Raw genomic sequence first — 14,464 nt, forward strand, 5'->3', positions numbered from 1 at the left:
ACCGTCGCCGCCGAACGGCCGACGGCGGTCGACGACGCCGCCGACCGCCGTCGGGCGCGCGGCCGCCGGTGGGACGGAGCACGCCGTCGCCTGCTCTCCTCAGGATGGTCCCGCCGGGATGTCTCCGGCAATTCGCCGCACGTCGGTCCGGCGGCCGACGTCAGTCGGGGGCGGCTCCGCCCGGACCGCGACCCGGACCGCCCACCCCGGGCGGGCGGGCCATCGCCCAGCGGATCACCCTGGTGACGGCCCCCGCACCCAGCCGCGCCGCGGGCCCCTCGACGACCGGAAGGGACGGCAGACGGAGCTCCCGCCGTGCCCAGTCGGGCAGCAGGGCGACGGCGCCGGCGGCCAGCAGGCCGTACGGCGGGCGGACGACCCACGGCAGGGGCGGCCGGAGCAGGATGAACCGGGCCGCGTCGAGCGCGGGTGCGGTGCCGCGCAGCTCGGGGCGGTACCGCTCGATGACCGCCGCGAGCTGCCGCTGGTCGCGCGGCGGGTCGACGACACCCAGCGCGGCGGCCACCGTGGCCGCGTCGGCCACGTATCCGTCGTAGGCCTCGTCGTCCAACGGCCTTTCACCGTAGGACCGGTGGGCGCGGAGAAAGCTGTCGACCTCGGCGGCGTGCACCCAGCCGAGCAGGTGCGGATCCGCTGCCCGGTACGCCTCCCCGGACGCGGTGGTGCCGCGGACGCCCTCGTGCACCGCCCGGACCCGGTCGACCGCCCGCTGCGCGTCGGCGGCGGTCCCGAAGGTCGTCACGGCCAGGAAGGTGCTGGTGCGCTGGAGCCGGCCCCACGGGTCGCCCCGGAAGCCGGAATGCGCCTCGACCGCGGCCATCGCCAGCGGATGCAGCGACTGCAGCAGGAGCGCCCGCAGACCGCCGATGAACATCGAGGCGTCGCCGTGGACGACGCGGATGGGCCGCTCCGGGCCGAACCACCGGGGGCCGGGCGTGTCATGGATACGGCTGCGGGCCGCCGGGCCCTGCGGGCCGGCCACGCGGGCGAACAGCTGCGCCCCGAGGCGCCGCCGAAGCGTGGCGAGACCGGGGATGCCAGAGCTGCCATCGGTCACACCTGCCACTGTAGATCCGCTGCGTGCCGCCCCGTCGCCGGTGGTGCCGGCCACGGACGGCACGGACGAACCGCCCGCCGCGTGGGAGCCGGCCGGCCCCGGCCACGACCCGGGCCGCTCACCGGACGATTCACGGCGGGCGTTGTGGACAGACGCGAGACATGGCAGCACTGTTCAGCCGTAGGCACAGGACCGGAGGCCGACGCGGCGGCGGGAACGCCGGCCCGAGCCGGCGGATCGAGAACGCCGCCCCGGACGAGCTCGGCGACCTGTCCCGGCGCTCCTGGCGGGCGGTGCTGCGCCGCACCGGCAAGGAGTTCCTGGCGGACGAGCTGCCCGACCGGGCCGCGGCCCTCACCTACTACGGCGTCCTGGCGATCTTCCCCGCCCTGCTCGTCCTGGTCTCCGTCCTCGGCGTCATCGGCAGGTCCGCCACCGGCGCCGTCCTGGACAGCCTGCAGCACCTCGCACCCGGCGCCGCCCGGGAGATCCTGCGAGACGCCGTCGACCAGTTGCAGGACGGCGGTGGCACCGGCGTGTTCCTGATGATCGCGGGACTGGCCGGCGCCCTGTGGTCGGCCTCCGGCTACGTGGCGGCGTTCATGCGCTCCTCCAACGCCGTCTACGACATCCGTGAGGGCCGCCCCCTGTGGAAGACCACTCCGCTGCGCCTGGGGCTGACGCTCCTGCTGATGGTGCTGCTGGCGGCGAGCGCGGTGATCGTCGTGTTCACCGGCCCCCTCGCGGACCGCGTCGGCCGGGCCCTGGGCGTGGGCGGCACCGCGCTGACGGTGTGGTCGGTCGCCAAGTGGCCGGTCCTGGTGCTGCTCGTCGTCCTGATGATCGCGCTGCTGTACTGGGCCGCGCCCAACGTGCGCGACCGCGGGTTCCGCTGGATCTCCCCCGGCAGCGTGCTCGCGGTCGTGCTCTGGACGGCGGCTTCCGCCGGGTTCGCCCTCTACGTGGCGAACTTCTCCTCCTACAACCGGACCTACGGCACGCTGGCCGGCGTCATCGTCTTCCTGGTCTGGCTCTGGATCTCGAACCTCGCCGTCCTCCTCGGGCTGGAGTTCGACGCGGAGCTCTCCCGCGAGCGCGCCATCGAGGGTGGCCTGCCGAAGGGCGAGGAACCGTACGTCCGGCCGCGCGACACCCGGGCCTGGCCGGACGGGGAACGGCCGTGAGGGTGCCCGGCCGCTGCGCAGGGGCATCCGCTCCGGTGGACCGGAGGGCCACCGCACGGATGAGCACCCGTCGACGGTACGGGGCACGATGGAGGGACAGCCCGTTCCACAGCCCGGCACCGTCCTTCCCTCCCGGCACCGTCCTGTCCCTCCCGGTCCCGGCCGACGCCGATGACCGGCTCACCCCCTGCGAGGCCGCGATGTCCCCCCGAACGTCGACGCCGCCCCTGGGCATCTACCTGAACGACCACCTGACGGGAGCCTTCGGCGGCGCCGCGCTCGCCCGCCGGATGGCCGACACCCACGGCGACAGCCGCCGCGCCGCCGAGCTGCGCGCCCTGGCCCGGGACGTGGAGCAGGACCGGGACGATCTCGTGCGCATCATGCACCGCCTCGGCGTGCCCGTCCGCCACTACCGGACCTGGCTCGGCCTCGCGGGCGAGCGGATCGCCCGGCTCAAGCCCAACGGGACGCTGGTGCGCCGCACCCCGTTGAGTGACCTGGTCGAGCTGGAGGCCATGCGCGCCGGCGTGGAGGGCAAGGCCGCGCTGTGGCGGGCCCTGCGCGCCATCGCCGACGACGAGCCGCGCCTGAACCCCACCGAGCTGGACCAGCTGGCCGGCCGCGCCGCGGACCAGGCCCGCATCCTGACCGGCTGGCACCGGGCGGTCAGCGCCGAGGTCCTCGGCCGTCACGGGGCACGGGGCGGCAACGTCCCGCCCAACGCCTTGTGAGCCCGTCCGAGCCGGTCGCCCGGCCCGGCGAGCCCGGCGGCCCGGTCCTCCGCCGGACCGAACCGGCGGTGCGCCGTGCTCGAAGGGCCCCGGGGGTGCCGGGGCCCTCGTGAGGTCCTGCTGGGCCGGAGGCGCTCGCGTCAGGCCTGCGCGACGGCTTCCAGCGGGCTCAGGGCGGCCGCCCGGCGGGCCGGGACGACGGCGGCGATCACGCCGATCGCCAGGGAGACCAGGAGGACGAGCAGCAGCGTCCCCCAGGGCAGCGCCAGGGAGTACTGCGCCACCGCCCCGTTGGCCAGCGAGCCGACCGCCCAGGCGCCGAACAGGCCGCCGGCCATGCCCAGCAGGGTGCCGAACGCGGCGACGGTCAGCGCCTCCTGACGGATCATCCGGCGGACGCCGGCGCGGTCCATGCCGAGGGCGCGCAGTGCGCCGATCTCGCGGGTGCGTTCGGCGACCGAGACGGCCAGGGTGTTCACGATGCCGAGCGCGCCGATCACGGCGCCGAGGGCGAGCATTCCGTACATCACCGTCAGCAGGTCGCCCATGGTGCCGGCGGCCTCACGGACGAGGGCGGGGCGGTCCTGCACCTTCAGCAGCGGGCTGTTGCCGACGGCGGTGCGCAGCGCGGCCTCGGTGGCCCGGGAGACCGCGTCGGGCCGGGCGCGGACCAGGATCCGCTGGACGGAGTGCGGCAGCAAGGCGTGCTGCTCCACTTCGGTGCGGGCGGCCAGGGCGTCGTGGGCGGTGGGGTTGTCCCGGTAGACGCCCACGACGGTGTACCCGGTGACGTCCTGGCCGCGGCCGATGCGGGCGTCGACCCGGCTGCCGGTGGTCAGGCCGCTCTCCCGGGCGGTGGTGCTGGAGAGGGCGATCCGGCCGGGCCCGAGGTCCCGGACGGAGCCGCTGACGAAGTCGAGTTCCATGACGTCGTCGACGCTGTCGGGGTCGACGCCGGAGACGTCCCGGACGCCGCCGCCGAGGAACAGGACGGAGTCCGTGACGGCGCTCGCGGTCCGTACCCCGGGGGTGCCCGCCACGCGTTGGACGGCGGCCGGGTCGATACCGGTCGTGGGGGTGCGGGAGCCGATCACGTAGTCGGCGCCGAGCCCGGCGGCGGCCTGGCGGTCGAGGGCCCGCTCGGTGGAGTTGCCGATGACGGCGAGGCCGGTGACCAGCGCGGCGCTGATCAGCAGCGTGGTCGCGGTGGCCGCGGTGCGCCGCGGGTCGCGCAGCGCGTTCTCCCGGGCGAGGCGGCCGGTGATCCCGAACCGGCCGGTGGTCCCGAGGCGGCCGGTGGTCCCGAACCGGCCGGTGGTCCCGAGGCGGCCGGTGGTCCCGAACCGGCCAGCGGTCCCGAGGCGGCCGGTCAGGCGGCCGGAGAGGCGGATCACCGGGACGGCCAGCAGCGGCGCCAGCACGATCAGCGCGACGACGAAGACGGCGCAGCCGAGCATCGCGCTCCGCAGATTCGCCTCCGAGGCGTCCTCGGCCCCCGAGAGCGCCACCAGCAGTCCGGCGCCGAGGACGAGGAGCGCGAGGCCCACCGCGCCGCGGATCCGGGACCGGCCGGCGGACGGCGGCCGCTCGGCCGTGCGCATCGCCTCGACCGGCGCGACCCTCGCCGCCCTGCGGGACGGCAGCCACGCGGCGAGCACGGTGACGCCCACGCCCACGACGAGGGCCGCCAGGACGGGGCGCGGGCCGATCACCAGCGGGCCGTGCGGCAGGGTCCTCCCGCCGGTGCCCAGCAGGTCGGGCAGCACCGAGGCGATGCCGAGGCCGAGCAGGAAACCGGCCGCCGAGGCGACGAGGCCGACCAGGAAGGCCTCCGCGAGCACGGACCGGGCCACCTGGCGGCGCGAGGCGCCGATCGCCCGCAGCAGGGCGATCTCACGGGTGCGTCGGGTCACGAGCATGCCGAAGGTGTTGACGACGAGGAACGAGCCGATGAAGAGCGAGACCGCGGCGAAGACCGTCGGCAGCTTCCGGTAGCCCCGGGTCAGGGTGTCGACGAGGACGGCCTGCCGGTCGGCCTGGGCGGCGCCGGTGGTGGCCTCGGCCCGGTCGGCCGGCAGCACGGCGGTGACGCGGCGGGAGAGCTCGAACTGGTCGGTGCCGGGTGCGGCGGACAGGTCGATTCCGGTGTACCGACCCGGGGCCGCGAACAGCTTCTGGGCGGTCGCCGTGTCGAACAGGGCCAGGGTGCCTCCGGCGGTCACCCGGGTGTCCGTGGTGGTGACGATGCCGACGAGCCGCTTGGTCATGGCCGGGCCGTCGGTGGCCAGGGTGACCCGGTCGCCGATGCGGAAACGGCCGGCGGCGGCGGTGCCGCGGTCCACGGCGAGTTCGTCGCCGTTCGCCGGGGCGCGGCCCTCGACCAGGGGGTAGCGGCCGTCCTTGCCGTCCTTGCCCGGGACGTAGGCGGCGGCCGGGTTGGCCCCGGGCCTGACCCGCAGCGCCGTGCCGTCCGCCGCGTTCAGCGCGGCCGTTCCGTCGACCGACGGCCGGACGGCCGCCACGCCGGGCACGCCGGCCAGCCGGTGCGCGAGCGCGTCGTCGAGCACGCTGCTCCGCTGGTCCGCGGCGGCCCCCGGCAGGGGCTCCTGGGCGGTGACGGTGACCGCGATGCCGGCGAAGTCCTTCGAGGCGGCGGCGCGGTGGGCCGCGGCGGTCGAGTCCGCGAAGACCAGGGTGCCGCAGACGAACGCGACCCCCAGGCAGACCGCGAGGACGGTCATGGCCAGACGGGCCTTGTGCGCCAGGGCGTTGCGCAGGGCTGTTTTCAGCATGGGGGCTTTCCGGGCGTGGGAGCGGATGGGACGGGCGGGAGCGGCGCGGGTCAGCTGGTGCGCGAGCGGGCGTCGAACGCCTTCATGACGTCGAGGACCCGGTCCGCGGACGGCTGGGCCATCTCGTCGACCGGGCGGCCGTCGGCGAGGAAGACCACGCGGTCGGCGTACCCGGCGGCGACGGGGTCGTGGGTGACCATGACCACCGTCCGGCCCAGCTCGCGCACCGAGTCGCGCAGGAAGCCGAGGACCTCCGCCCCGGCGCGGGAGTCGAGGTTCCCGGTGGGTTCGTCGGCGAAGACGATCGCGGGCTGGGAGGCCAGGGCGCGGGCGACCGCGACGCGCTGCTGCTGCCCGCCGGACAGCTGTCCCGGCCGGTGGTCGAGCCGCTGGGCGAGGCCGAGCATGGACACCACGCGGTCCAGCCACCGGCGGTCGGGCCGGCGTCCGGCGATGGACAGCGGCAGGGTGATGTTCTCCAGCGCGGTCAGCGTCGGCAGCAGGTTGAACGCCTGGAAGACGAAGCCGATCCGGTCCCGGCGCAGCCGGGTCAGCTGCCGGTCGTCGAGCCCGCTCAGTTCGGTGGTGCCGATCCGCACGGAGCCGGAGGTGGGGGAGTCCAGCCCGGCGACGCAGTGCAGCAGGGTGGATTTGCCGCAGCCGGAGGGGCCCATGATCGCGGTGAACCCGCCCTCCCGGAACTCGATGCCGACCCGGTCCAGGGCCACCACCCGGGTGTCGCCGCTGCCGTAGACCTTCGTCAGGTCGGTGGCGGCGGCCGCGACCCCGGGTGTCGTCTGCGGGGTGAGCGGGGCGAGGGGGCTGGCGGTCACGGAGGACTCCTCTTCGGGTGCGGAAGGTGCACTTCGAAGGGTGTCCGGGGAACGTATCGGGGCCTCGGCCACCGTGTATCGGCGTCCGCTCCGCTTCGTAGCGGTTCTGTAGGAGGAGCGCCCGGGGCGGTGACCGGGCGGCGACCGGGGTCAGGCCGGCAGGCGCAGCGTGGCGACGGCGCCGCCGTCCGGGGCGTTGTCCAGCCGCAGGTCGGCGCCGAGCAGCCGGGCCTGTCCCAGGGCGATGGTCAGGCCGAGACCGTGGCCCGCGCCGCGCTCCGCGGCACCCGTGTGGAAGCGGCGCGGGCCGTGCAGCAGCAGATCCGCCGGGAAGCCGGGGCCGTGGTCGCGCACGACGACCGTGCGGCCCTCGACGGTGACCCGTACCGGGCGGCCGCCGTGCCGGTGGGCGTTGACGACGAGGTTGCCGACGATCCGCTCCAGGCGGCGCGGGTCGGTCTCCACGGTCCCCGGGCTCCGGGCGGGCCCGGCGTCCTGAGCTTCGGTGCCCCGCGCCGGTGTGTCCTGAGCCGGCGTGTCCTGTGCCGGCGCGTTCTGAGCCGGTGCGTCCTGGGCCGGTGCGTCCGGAGCCCCGGCGACGGTGACCTCGGTGTCGGTGCCGAAGCCGGTGCGCGCCACGGCCTCGGTGACGACGGCGCCGAGCGGCACCCGGGCGCGGACCGGCCGTTCGGCGCCGGCGTCGAGGCGGGAGATCTCCAGGAGGTCCTCGACCAGGGCGCGCAGATCGCGGACCCGGGCCCGGAGCAGGTCCTCCGTCTCGCCGGGCGGCAGCAGGTCGGCGGCGGCCAGCAGCCCGCCGACGGGGGTGCGCAGCTCGTGGGCCACGTCGGCGGTGAACTGGCGTTCGGTGCGCAGCCGTCGGCCGAGGCTGTCGGCCATCAGGTCGACGGTGGCGGCGATGTCGGCGACCTCGTCGTGTCCCTTGGTGGGCCCGGTCCGTGCGTCGAGGTCACCGGCGGCGATCCGGCTCGCGGTCTCGGAGACCCGGCGCAGCCTCCGGGCGAGCAGTCCGGCTCCGTAGACCGCCAGCGGGGCGGATGCCGCGAGGGCGAGCAGCGAGGCGACGGTGATGGTCACGTCGAGCCGGCGCAGCCCGTGGAGCTCGGGGCTCATGTTGACCCGGACGGCCAGCACCGGGCTGCCCGGGCCGCCGGTCCGCTGGGCGGCCCAGACGCTCGGCCCCAGGTTCCCCTCGACGTGCCCGTCGTAGGCCGTGTGCCGGTCGCCGTCGGCCGGGTGGCGCAGTGCGGCGGGCAGCTCGGCCGGATCCAGCTCGGCACCGTCCGCCAGCGTGCCGGTGCGCCGGTAGACGTCCATGGCCGAGTACACGGTGTTGAACGCCTGTGCCCCGGCCCGGTCGCGGATGTCCCGCGCGGTCAGCAGGTGCACCAGCACGCCCACCGCCGCCGCGACCAGACAGGCGGTGACCGCGGCCAGCGCGGCGATCTTCCAGCGCAAGGACACGCCGGCCGGCCGCAGCCGGTGGATCGGAGGCACCGGCCTCAGCGCCTGAGCTTGTAGCCGAAGCCGCGGACCGTCTCGATCCGCTCCCGGCCCAGCTTCCTGCGCAGCCGCTGCACGCACAGGTCCACGACCCGGCTGTCGCCGTCCCAGCCGTAGTCCCAGACGTTGCGCAGCAGGGTGTGCCGCTCCAGCACCACGCCCGGGCGGGCGGCGAATTCGAGGAGCAGCTTGAGTTCGGTCGGGGTCAGCGCCACCGGGGTTCCGGCGACGGACACCTCCATGCCGGCGGTGTCGACGGTGAGGTCCCCGAAGACCAGGACCTCGCCCTCGGTCGGCGGCCCCTCGCCCGCGGCGCGCCCGGGGTCCGGGGCGGCCGCGTAGGTCGCCCGCCGCAGCAGCGAGCGGATGCGCGCCACGAGCACATAGGTGTCCACGGGCTTGACGACGTAGTCGTCCGCCCCGGCCTCCAGACCGGCGACGACGTCGAGCCCGTCGCCGCGTGCGGACATCATCAGCACGGGCACCAGGCTGGTCTCCCGGACCTTGCGGCACAGGCCGATCCCGTCCAGACCGGGCAGCATCACATCCAGGATCAGCAGGTCGAAGTCCGCGTCCCGGAAGCGTTCGAGCCCCGTGAGCCCGTCGGCCGCGGCCGTCAACGCGTAGCCGTACCGCTCCAGCGCGACGGTGAAGGACCGGCGCATCAGGTCGTCGTCCTCCACCAGCAACACACGGACGGGGCGCGGGGAGGCCCCGGCCGGGGCGGGCGAGGACACGGGCGGACGACTCCTGGGCGGACGGTTCGGGCGGGGTGCCGGCCCCGGCCGCACACGTGGCCGGTGACCAGAAGGGAACGATACGGCAGACACCGGACACGGCGGCCGCCCCGCACCCGGGGACACGCGCAGCCTCCCCGCAGGCCCTTCCGTGGGCGAATCCCCAGGCCGGAGCGGTCGCCACCGGTCCGGACGGCCGGCAGGAGCACGGCATCCCGGCGGCCCGCGAGCCCCCGGCGCACGGATTCGATGCAGGACCAAGCGCCCACCGATACCGGGCGGATACAAACCCCGCCCGGGCGGGGGGCGACTCCCGGATCTCCGCCCGACTCGTCCCGCACCCGGCGGGAGGCCCGGCACGCCCTGTACGGGCGGGCTCAGTCCCGGTCCGTCGGGCGGACGGCCCCGCGCAGGAGGGCCGCCAGCTCGTCGACGACCTGGTCGAGCGAGGCCTGGAACTGGCCGGCCGTCCAGTCGTGCAGCAGGCCGTTGACCGCGCCGATGAAGGCGGTGGCGGCGATCCGGTAGTCGCGCGGCGCGACCTCCCCGCGCGCGGCGGCGGCCTCAGCCTCGGCGAGGATCAGCTCCACCCAGCGGGACCGGCGGACCAGCCGCTGGCGCTCCAACTCCTCGCTCACGCCGATGATTTCGACGAAGGCGATGCGCAGCCGGCGCGGGTCGGCGGTGGCGGCGGTGACGTAGGCGCGCAGCACGGCGGCCATCCGCCGGTCGAAGGCGAGGCCGGCGGCGCCGCTGAGCGCCTCCAGGACGGCCTGCTCCGTCCAGTCGTTGACCAGCAGGTGCAGCTGGGCGAGGACCTCCTCCAGGTTGCGGAACTCCTCGTAGAACTGGCGGGTGGAGAGCCCGGCCGCCTCGCACAGGGCCGTCACCGAGGCGGAGCGGTAGCCGGGCCGGTCGCCGAACTGGTCCAGCGCCGCGCGGAGGAAGCGCTCGCGCCGTTCGGCCCGCCGTTCCTGTGCGGACCTGCCGCCGTAGGTGCCCGTGGGTCCAGCCACCGCCGCCATCCCCCCTCGAACGTGAACCGACGTCCGGTCGATTGTTGCCGACCGACGTCTTGTCAGGGCGGCGGGGCGGTCCTTACCGTCGAGTAACGCAATCTGACAATCAACCTTTTCAGAATCTGCGCTCGCGAAGGAGCGGCGATGTCCCGTCCCGGTTCCCCGTGCCCCCACCGTCCCCACCGTCCCCGACGTGCCCGACGTCCCCGCGCCACGACGGCACTCGGCGCACTCGCCGCCGCGCTCGGCCTGGCGGTCGCCGCGGCCGCGCCGGCCGCCCCGGTCTCCGCGACCGTGGCCGATGCGCCCGGACAGGCCCTGCGGGAGGTGATGTTCGTGGGCAACAACTGGGACGGCACCGCGGACGTCATCCGCTCCACCGGCGACCTCGCCCGAATCGGGCGGATCAACGTCGTCCCGGACAAGGAGCAGCGGCTCACCGAGATCTACCTCAACCCCGTCAAACTCGGCTACTTCCTGGGCATCCGGCTCGGCCCGGGCGAGGGGCACGACCAGTTCGTCGACGACATGTACTCCACCCCGGACGGCTCCGCGGTCGTCGTCTCCCGCCCGAGCTTCGCCGACGTGGTCTCCCTGGACGTCGCCACCGGCCGGATCAACTGGCGTTTCCCGGTGTCGGGTTACCGGTCCGACCACATGGCGCTCTCGCCGGACGGCACCCGGGTGGCGGTCTCCGCCTCGACCTCCAACACGGTCCACGTCCTGGACGTGCGCACCGGCCGGCAGCTCGGCTCCTTCCGGACCGGCGACAAGCCCCACGAGAACATCTTCACCGACGGTGGCGGCCGGATCTGGAACATGTCCATCGGCGAGGTCAACACCGCCCTGGACGAGCCGTGGCTGGACTGGACGAAGGGCGACCGGCGGATCACCGTGGTCGACGCCGACACCTTCGCGCCGGTGAAGGTCATCGACATGCGGGAGCGGCTGGACGCCTTCGGCCGCTCCGACCTGTCCGACGCGGTCCGGCCGGCGGCCTTCAGCCCCGACGAGTCGACGCTGTACTTCCAGGTCTCCTTCTTCAACGGCCTGGTCGAGTACGACGTCGCCGGTGACCGGGTCTCCCGCGTCAAGACCCTGCCGAAGAACCCGGCGACCAGCGAGGACCGCACCACCTGGGTCAACGACTCGCGCCACCACGGCCTGGCGATGAGCCCCGCCGGCGACCGGCTGTGCGTCGCGGGCACCATGGACGACTACGCCACGGTCCTGGACCGGTCCACGCTCCAGGAGGGGCCGCTGGTACCCGCCTCGAAGCCGTACTGGGCGACGGTGAGCGGCGACGGCAAGTCCTGCGTGATCTCCGAGAGCGGCGCCGACCAGGTCACCGCGATCGACTTCGCGACCGGCCGCAAGACCGTCTCCGTCCCGGTCGGCGACCACCCCCAGCGCGTCCGGCTCGGCCACGTACCGGTCGACTGGACCGGCCCCGCCGGCAGCTGACGGCCGTTCCGCCCGCCGCACGCGCGGCGGGCGGGCGCCGCCCCTCCGGGATCCGCCGGTGCCGGTCCCGGACGGCGGGGAACCCCCGGCGGCGGCGCGTCGTCCTGAGGGTCATGATCGACATACCTGACACCCGCACCGAGCAGCTGATCGCGGCCTGGGGGAGCGTCTCGGCGTCCTCGGAGCGGGCCGAGGCGGACCCGCTCGTCCTGGACTGCGCCCGCCGCCTGCTCGCCGACCCCGCCGGCGAGCAGGCGCACCTGTGGCTGTTCGGCCTGGTGGAGATGGCCGGGTACCTGGCCTGGCGACCGGGCGAGGAGGCGGAACGCAGCGCCCTGGACGCGCTGCTCGCCGTCGACCGGGCGGTGGCGGACGCCTCCTGCGCCCACGGCTCGCACCCCTACGAGGAGGCGATGGCGCGGCTGGAGGAGGACGAGGTCTGGCTGGCCGGGCCCGACCTGAAGGGCCTGACCGCCGGCGGCCGGGAGGACGACCCGTGGCTGTGCCCGGCCAACGTCGCCGGCTTCGCGCGGATCACCGCCGACGTCATCGCCCCGTTCACGGTGGGCGGCATCCCCGAGGTGATCCCCGAGGCCCATGAGCGCGGCCTGAGCGACCTGTCGTCCGTCCTCGACGACTACCCGTACGGCGACCCCGGCGATGAACTGTCCTTCCAGGCCGGTAATCTGCCGGCCCGTCCGACGAAGGGCTACCTCGCCGGCTACGTCGTCGCCCAGCACGCGAGCCAGTGGTACGCGATCTCGGAGCGGATCACCGAGCGGTCCGTGCTCGACGACATGATCGCGGGCCTCGCCCGGGCGCGGCCCCACCTGGGCGAGGACTCCTGCGCGCACACCGCCGACGAGCACCCCGAACTCGACGGCGACCCGAGCGGCAACGCCACCACCGGGTACCACCTGCGCAGCCCCGGCGGCCGGGCCGAGTTGAGGTCGTGGGACGAGGACGAGCCGCTGGAACGCTGGCTCTGCCCGGCCTTCCTGCGCGGTCTCGTCGACGAGGCGCTGCTCAACCTGGGCCACGAGCGCGACGTGCTCTCCCGCCTCGGGGAGGACGGCGCCGCCGAGGCGTGAGGCGTGAGGCGGCCGGCGGGACCGGGGTGGAGCAGGTCGCCCCCGCTCAGTGGTTGGGATGCGTCGCTCGCGTTCGTCACCGTCGCGCCGGGCGTTCATCAGATCGCGCGAACTCATGCTTGTCGGCTGGTTGGGCCGTTCGGGCGTGATTACGCTCGGTCGCGTCGTCCCGATGGGGCGGCACCCGTTGCGTGCCGCACGCGCCCGGGCCGTCCCGGCCGCCGTGCGCCGGTACGGATCACGCGCGGGCGGTCCCCAGGGGAGTGACATGAGTTCGGTAGGCCGTAAGACCGTCGCGGTGATGGCCGCGGCATTGGCGTCGCTGGGTGTCGGGAGCGGTGTCACCGCGTCGGCGACCACCCCGGCGGCCGCCTCGTGCACGGGGGCGGACTGCTCCGACCTGAGGCCGACCAGGCTCACGGTGAGCCAGGCCAGCCTGAACGTCACCCAGATGCAGTTGGAGAACATCCAGGCGATGGCGGCCGACGCGGTGACCGGGCAGCCGATCCGCGGCGCCCGGATCGTGTTCGCCACCATCGGCGGCCGGACGCTGGGGGCCGCGTACACCGACTACGACGGCATCGCCGCGATCACCGCCCCGGAGAACCTGGGCCCCGGCACCCTCCAGGAACTGCTGGGCGGCTACGAGGCCGCGATGATCGGCGACGGCGTCCACGCCCCGGCGGGCGCCCACGGAGCCATCACCATCGGCATCGACCAGGGCCCCGGCGTCCCGAACGGCCCGTGCTCCGTCTGCAGTGACCGCGGGCTCAAGCAGGACGTGGTCCCGGTCGACTGGAGCCGGTGACGGTGCGGCTCTTCCGCCGGCGGCCCGGGGCGGCCGGGCACGGTGCCACGGCCCGCCGTCCGGCCGGGGCGGAAGGGACCGGGGCGGAAGGGGCCGGGGCGGGGGAGGCCGGAGCGCCGCCGGAGACCGGGGCGGGGGAGACCGGCGGTGTCGCCCCGGCCGGGCCGGTCAACGGCCACGACGTCCTGGAGACCGTGGCCGCACTGCCCATCAGTACCTGGCGCTACCTCTGGGAGCCCGACGAGGTGCGCCACCTCGGCCCGATGGCCCAGGACTGGCACGCCGCCTTCGGGTTCAACCGGGACGACACCACCATCCCGGTCGTCGACGGCCTGGGCGTCGCCCTGGTGTGCATCCAGGCCCTGCACCGCCGGGTGGACGAACTCACCGCCGAGGTGGGGCGCCTGCGGGAGGCCGTGGGCGTACCCGGGGCCCCAGGAAGCGATCCGGAAGGCAGGACAGCATGACCACGCAGGACACCCCGGCGGCACGGGAGGCCGCCGAGGACCGGCAGTCGCCGGTTTCCACGGAGGCGATCTGGCGGCTTCCGGTGACGGTCTGCCGGATCACCGGGTTCCTGGGCGGGCGGACGGCCGGCACCCTGCTGGAGCGCGCGATCGCCTCCACCGGCGACGGGCTGAAGCCCTCGATGATCGGCGACCGCGAGGTGGCCCCCGAGGTCCGCCGGTCCCGGTCGTACCAGGACTTCGCCGCACCCGAGTTGATCGCGGCCGTCGAGGAGGTGCGGGGGGCCGTCGAGCACACGCTGGGGGTCGACTGCCGGCACACCCGGCCCAGCTACGGCCTCAACGTGCACAACGACGGCGACTTCTACCGGCCGCACCAGGACAGCAGCGCCGAGTTCTCCCCCCGTCGGCTGCTCACGTTCGTCTACTACCTGCACCGCACGCCCCGGCCCTTCGACGGGGGCGAGCTACGGGTGTTCGACGCCGCACTGCCGCTGCACACGGCGACCACCGGGGACTGGGAGCGGCGCACCTGGCGCGACTGGGAGCCCGAGCACGACAGCATCGTCTTCTTCCGGCCCACCGCCTGGCACGAGGTGCGCCCGGTCGGGTGCCCGAGCGGGCGGCACGAGGACAGCCGCTTCGCCGTCAACGGCTGGCTGTGCGGCCCGGACCCGGCCGAGTGCCGGGGCGACGAGCACCCGTAGGCCGCGGCCCCCGGGACGGGTCGCGG

At 75.1% G+C, this 14,464-nt stretch carries 13 protein-coding genes; 7 read left to right on the forward strand and 6 right to left on the reverse strand.

All coding sequences use genetic code 11. The features are described 5' to 3' along the window. Positions 1 to 160: 160 nt before the first annotated feature. Positions 161 to 1,078, reverse strand: a complete 918-nt coding sequence (locus tag ACWDRR_RS09635; RefSeq protein ID WP_449771621.1) for an oxygenase MpaB family protein — start codon at positions 1,076 to 1,078, stop codon at positions 161 to 163. A 161-nt stretch (positions 1,079 to 1,239) separates the two neighbouring features. Between ACWDRR_RS09635 and ACWDRR_RS09640 the strand changes: the two genes are divergently transcribed. Continuing rightward, positions 1,240 to 2,262: a YihY/virulence factor BrkB family protein gene (locus ACWDRR_RS09640; RefSeq protein WP_449771622.1), complete on the forward strand. Its 1,023-nt coding sequence runs from the start codon at positions 1,240 to 1,242 to the stop codon at positions 2,260 to 2,262. A 200-nt stretch (positions 2,263 to 2,462) separates the two neighbouring features. Next, a complete protein-coding gene (locus tag ACWDRR_RS09645; protein ID WP_449771623.1) occupies positions 2,463 to 2,996 on the forward strand; it encodes a hypothetical protein in 534 nt (177 codons plus the stop codon). Positions 2,997 to 3,136: 140 nt separating this feature from the next. On the opposite strand, the gene ACWDRR_RS09650 is transcribed toward ACWDRR_RS09645, so the two are convergent. The 5 genes from ACWDRR_RS09650 to ACWDRR_RS09670 all read right to left on the reverse strand — a co-directional run bounded on the left by ACWDRR_RS09650 (position 3,137) and on the right by ACWDRR_RS09670 (position 9,898). After that, entirely contained in the window at positions 3,137 to 5,788 is a 2,652-nt protein-coding gene (locus ACWDRR_RS09650) for an ABC transporter permease (protein ID WP_449771624.1), read from the reverse strand. Positions 5,789 to 5,838: 50 nt separating this feature from the next. Next, a complete protein-coding gene (locus tag ACWDRR_RS09655) occupies positions 5,839 to 6,621 on the reverse strand; it encodes an ABC transporter ATP-binding protein (RefSeq protein WP_449771625.1) in 783 nt (260 codons plus the stop codon). Positions 6,622 to 6,771: 150 nt separating this feature from the next. Next, on the reverse strand, positions 6,772 to 8,139 hold the full coding sequence (locus ACWDRR_RS09660) for a HAMP domain-containing sensor histidine kinase (RefSeq protein WP_449771626.1): 1,368 nt from the start codon (positions 8,137 to 8,139) through the stop codon (positions 6,772 to 6,774). Positions 8,140 to 8,144: 5 nt separating this feature from the next. Continuing rightward, positions 8,145 to 8,882 carry a two-component system response regulator CseB gene (gene cseB, locus ACWDRR_RS09665; protein ID WP_449771627.1) on the reverse strand — a complete coding sequence of 246 codons (738 nt, stop codon included), beginning with the start codon at positions 8,880 to 8,882 and terminating at the stop codon, positions 8,145 to 8,147. Between the two features lie 377 nt (positions 8,883 to 9,259). Continuing rightward, entirely contained in the window at positions 9,260 to 9,898 is a 639-nt protein-coding gene (locus ACWDRR_RS09670; protein ID WP_449771628.1) for a TetR/AcrR family transcriptional regulator, read from the reverse strand. A 147-nt stretch (positions 9,899 to 10,045) separates the two neighbouring features. Between ACWDRR_RS09670 and ACWDRR_RS09675 the strand changes: the two genes are divergently transcribed. From ACWDRR_RS09675 to ACWDRR_RS09695, 5 genes are all read left to right on the forward strand, one after another. After that, on the forward strand, positions 10,046 to 11,365 hold the full coding sequence (locus ACWDRR_RS09675) for a YncE family protein (protein WP_449771629.1): 1,320 nt from the start codon (positions 10,046 to 10,048) through the stop codon (positions 11,363 to 11,365). 113 nt (positions 11,366 to 11,478) lie between these two features. Continuing rightward, on the forward strand, positions 11,479 to 12,456 hold the full coding sequence (locus tag ACWDRR_RS09680; protein ID WP_449771630.1) for a hypothetical protein: 978 nt from the start codon (positions 11,479 to 11,481) through the stop codon (positions 12,454 to 12,456). A gap of 268 nt (positions 12,457 to 12,724) precedes the next feature. Next, positions 12,725 to 13,264, forward strand: coding sequence for a hypothetical protein (locus tag ACWDRR_RS09685; protein ID WP_449771631.1), 540 nt, complete (start codon positions 12,725 to 12,727; stop codon positions 13,262 to 13,264). Beyond that, a complete protein-coding gene (locus ACWDRR_RS09690; RefSeq protein ID WP_449771632.1) occupies positions 13,261 to 13,731 on the forward strand; it encodes a tail fiber domain-containing protein in 471 nt (156 codons plus the stop codon). The genes ACWDRR_RS09685 and ACWDRR_RS09690 overlap by 4 nt, the downstream gene beginning before the upstream one ends. Next, a complete protein-coding gene (locus ACWDRR_RS09695) occupies positions 13,728 to 14,438 on the forward strand; it encodes a 2OG-Fe(II) oxygenase (RefSeq protein ID WP_449771633.1) in 711 nt (236 codons plus the stop codon). The genes ACWDRR_RS09690 and ACWDRR_RS09695 overlap by 4 nt, the downstream gene beginning before the upstream one ends. The last annotated feature ends 26 nt before the right edge of the window (positions 14,439 to 14,464 follow it).

Source organism: Kitasatospora sp. NPDC003701, from assembly GCF_053587085.1.

Bases quoted from the DNA above. Each gene is read 5' to 3' on its own strand.
- ACWDRR_RS09680 (WP_449771630.1), top strand. From the start codon at position 11,479: ATGATCGACATACCTGACACCCGCACCGAGCAGCTGATCGCGGCCTGG.
- ACWDRR_RS09675 (WP_449771629.1), top strand. From the start codon at position 10,046: ATGTCCCGTCCCGGTTCCCCGTGCCCCCACCGTCCCCACCGTCCCCGA.
- ACWDRR_RS09685 (WP_449771631.1), top strand. From the start codon at position 12,725: ATGAGTTCGGTAGGCCGTAAGACCGTCGCGGTGATGGCCGCGGCATTG.
- ACWDRR_RS09640 (WP_449771622.1), top strand. From the start codon at position 1,240: ATGGCAGCACTGTTCAGCCGTAGGCACAGGACCGGAGGCCGACGCGGC.
- ACWDRR_RS09650 (WP_449771624.1), bottom strand. From the start codon at position 5,788: ATGCTGAAAACAGCCCTGCGCAACGCCCTGGCGCACAAGGCCCGTCTG.
- ACWDRR_RS09645 (WP_449771623.1), top strand. From the start codon at position 2,463: ATGTCCCCCCGAACGTCGACGCCGCCCCTGGGCATCTACCTGAACGAC.
- ACWDRR_RS09695 (WP_449771633.1), top strand. From the start codon at position 13,728: ATGACCACGCAGGACACCCCGGCGGCACGGGAGGCCGCCGAGGACCGG.